Consider the following 3,481-nt stretch of genomic DNA (forward strand, 5'->3'; position numbering starts at 1 on the left):
ACCTGCACGGTCGCGACCGCCTGCGCGGCGATGCCTTCGCCGCGGCCGGTGAAGCCCAGCCGCTCGGTCGTGGTCGCCTTGACGCTCACCCGGTCGGGCGCGATCTGCAGCAGGTCGGCGATGCGCGCGACCATGGCGGCACGGTGGAGCCCGATCTTGGGGGCCTCGCAGATGATCGTCAGGTCGACAAAGCCGATCTGGCCGCCGCGCTCCGCGATCAGCGACGCGGCGTGCTGAAGGAAGCGCGCCGAGTCGGCTCCCTTCCATTGCGGGTCGCTCGGCGGAAAGTGCGTGCCGATGTCGCCCGCCGCGATCGTACCGAGCAGCGCGTCTGTGAGGGCGTGCAACGCGACATCGGCATCGCTGTGCCCGGACAGGCCCTTGTCATGCGGGATCAGCAGCCCGCCGAGCCACAGCTCCTCGCCCTCCTCCAGCCGGTGAACATCGAAGCCGGACGCCGTCCGGGTCTCCAGAGCCGCGCGCGCCTCGGCAGCGGCGAAATCCTGCGGGTAGGTGATCTTGTCGAGCATCGCATCGCCTTGCACCAAGCCGACGCTGCCGCCAAGCCGCCGCACCATCTGCGCGTCGTCCGTCGCATCCTCATCGGCAGGCCAGGCGGCGTGAGCGGCTTGGAGCGCCGCCAGCCGGAACCCCTGCGGCGTCTGAAGCCGGTTGAGCCCGGCGCGCGGCACCACATCGCCAAGAACGCCGTCACCCTTGGCGAGGGTGTCGGCGACAGGCAGCACCGGTGTCGCGCCGTCATGCTCGTCGAGGGCCGCCAGCACCCGGTCGATCACAGCGGCCGGCAGGAACGGCCGCGCCGCATCGTGGATCAGCACTCGCGTCGCGCCGGCCGCAGCCGCTGCCGCCAGGCCGTTGGCGACCGACTGCCGGCGCAGCACTCCGCCAGCGACCAGCGTGACGCCGGGGAGCAAGGCGGCGACCTGTTGCTCGTTGCCGGAGGCGACCACGACGATCACGGCGCCGACGTCAGGATGATCGGCGAGCGCGCCATAGCTGTGCTCGATCATCGGCCGGCCGGCGATGCGGGCGAACTGCTTGGGCAGCACGCCGCCCGCCCGTAAGCCGGCCCCGGCAGCGACGATGATGGCGATGGTCCTGTCCATCGCCGCCGGTTAGCCGCCAGCCGAACGGACCGCCAGTCTTGCGAGCCGCCGCTGCCGCGCGTATCTCGGCAGTCCGTCATGCGCACGCTCTCTCCCATCCAGATCGGCCCTGTCCGGATCGACTGCCCGGTGGTGCTCGCGCCGATGACCGGCGTCACCGACCTGCCGTTCCGCACCCTGGTGCGCCGCTATGGATCGGGGCTCAACGTCACGGAGATGATCGCCAGCCAGGCGGCCATTCGCGAGACGCGCCAGTCGCTGCAGAAGGCGGCGTGGCATCTGTCCGAAGAGCCGGTGTCGATGCAGCTGGTCGGCTGCACGCCCTATGAGATGGGCGAGGCGGCGCGGCTGGCGGAGGATCGCGGCGCGGCGATCATCGATATCAACATGGGCTGCCCGGTGCGCAAGGTCACCAACGGCGACGCCGGCTCGGCGCTGATGCGCGACCTGTCACTGGCGGCGGCGATCATCAAGGGGGTGACGGCAGCGGTGTCGGCTCCGGTCACGCTCAAGATGCGGATGGGCTGGTGCCACGACAGCCTCAACGCCCCCGAACTCGCCCGCATCGCCGAGGACCTGGGCGTGCGGATGATCACCGTCCATGGCCGCACCCGCAACCAGATGTATAAGGGCAACGCCGACTGGGGCTTCGTTGCGCAGGTGAAGCAGGCGGTTGGCGTGCCAGTGATCGTTAATGGCGACATCTGTTCGGTCGAGGACGCCAATGATGCGCTCGACCAGTCAGGGGCGGACGGGGTGATGATCGGCCGCGGTGCCTATGGCCGGCCATGGTTGCTAGGGCAGGTGATGGCGGCGCTGAGTGGCGGGCGAGCGTTGGTCGATCCGATGCTCGACGAACAATATCGTGCGATCGCCGACCATTACGAGGCGATGCTCGATCATTACGGCATCGTCACCGGCGTCAACATGGCTCGCAAGCATATCGGCTGGTACACTAAGGGACTGCCCGGCTCGGCCGAGTTCCGCAACGCCGTCAACCAGGAACCCGATCCTGTCCGCGTGCGATCGATGCTCGCGGAATTCTATGCTCCGTGGCGGTGCCGGCACGCAGCTTAACGTGCATTATGTGGTTTCTTTGCAACGCCTGATCTTGTAGCATTGTCGTAATGAACGCGGCCGCGACCCAGGACAGGGACGAGCGAACGGGGCCGCGCTGGCTCGCCGTGACCCCGGCGATCGAGCTGATGGTGCTCGCCGTCGCCGCCGCGATCGCTGTCGCGAGCTATTTCGTGCTCACCAGCGACAAGCTGATGGGGCGGCTGATCCCGCCGCCTCTGATCGCATTACTGCTGGTCGCCAACATCCTGCCTGGCGTCATCATCCTGATGCTGATCGGCCGCCGCATCGCGCAACGCCGCGCGGCGCGCTCGCCAATCGGCGGGCGGGGGCAGCTGCATGTCCGGTTGGTGGCGATCTTCTCCATCGTGTCAGCGGTGCCGATGCTGCTGGTGACGGTCGTGGCGTCGCTGTTGTTCCAATATGGCGTGCAGTTCTGGTATTCGAGCCAGGCGCGCGGCCTGCTGGAAAACGCCACCGACCTGGCGAGCATCTCCTATGACCAGATGCTGCACCGCTGGCAGGAGCAGGCGGTCACCACCGCCGACGATACCGCGGAGTTCCTCAAGACCCACGCGCTCGACAACCCACAATTCCCCGCCTTCTTCTTTCAGCAGGTTTATTACCGCAGTATGTCGGACGGTATCCTGTTCCAGGTCCGTCCCCATGCCGGGTTCCAGACGCTGGCGACGATCAATCCCGACCTGATCGACCTGGGCCGGCAGATCTCGGGCGCGGACCTGCGGCTGTTGCGGTCGGGCCGTCCCGGCATCGTCACGGTGCGCGACAATCGGGTGCAGACCCTCACCAAGCTGCCCGGATCGAGCAACCTGTTCCTGTTCGCCGCGACCGTCGTCGACATGCGCACGGTGGCGCAGCAGCGGCAGCGCGCGACGCTGGTGCAGGCCAGCTACCATAATTTCGTCACCCGCGGACGGGCGCTGCAGCTCCGCTTCAACGCCGCGTTGCTCGGCATCTCGCTGCTGATCGTCGGCATCGCGGTATGGATCGCGCTCGCTATCGCCGACCGGCTGGTCCGCCCGGTCGGCGAGTTGGTCGCCGCCGCCCGCCGGGTGGAGGGCGGCGACCTGACCGCACGCGTCCCCGATCCGCGCAGCCCCGACGAGGTCGGCACGCTGGCGAAGGCGTTCAACCAGATGACCGGGCGGCTGGAGCGGCAAAATGGCGACCTGCTCTCGGCCAACACCACGCTGGAGAACCGGCGGGCGTTGATCGAGGCGGTAATGGCGGGGGTATCGGCGGGCGTCGTCGCGACC

The 3,481-nt window shown here is 68.3% G+C and carries 3 protein-coding genes; 2 read left to right on the forward strand and 1 reads right to left on the reverse strand.

The window, feature by feature from the left end:
- Positions 1–1,127 (reverse strand): bifunctional 2-C-methyl-D-erythritol 4-phosphate cytidylyltransferase/2-C-methyl-D-erythritol 2,4-cyclodiphosphate synthase (locus tag HUU96_RS13325; RefSeq protein WP_174293244.1); only part of this gene is annotated, 1,127 nt, incomplete at its 3' end.
- A gap of 78 nt (positions 1,128–1,205) precedes the next feature.
- Here HUU96_RS13325 and dusB point away from each other — a divergent pair.
- Both dusB and HUU96_RS13335 read left to right on the forward strand, forming a co-directional pair.
- Positions 1,206–2,204 (forward strand): tRNA dihydrouridine synthase DusB, encoded by a 999-nt coding sequence (dusB, locus tag HUU96_RS13330; RefSeq protein WP_174293245.1) that lies wholly within the window; start codon positions 1,206–1,208, stop codon positions 2,202–2,204.
- Positions 2,205–2,254: 50 nt separating this feature from the next.
- Positions 2,255–3,481 (forward strand): HAMP domain-containing protein (locus HUU96_RS13335; RefSeq protein ID WP_174293246.1); only part of this gene is annotated, 1,227 nt, incomplete at its 3' end.

This window comes from Sphingomonas bacterium (assembly GCF_903644135.1).
Classification (GTDB): Bacteria; Pseudomonadota; Alphaproteobacteria; order Sphingomonadales; family Sphingomonadaceae; genus Sphingomonas.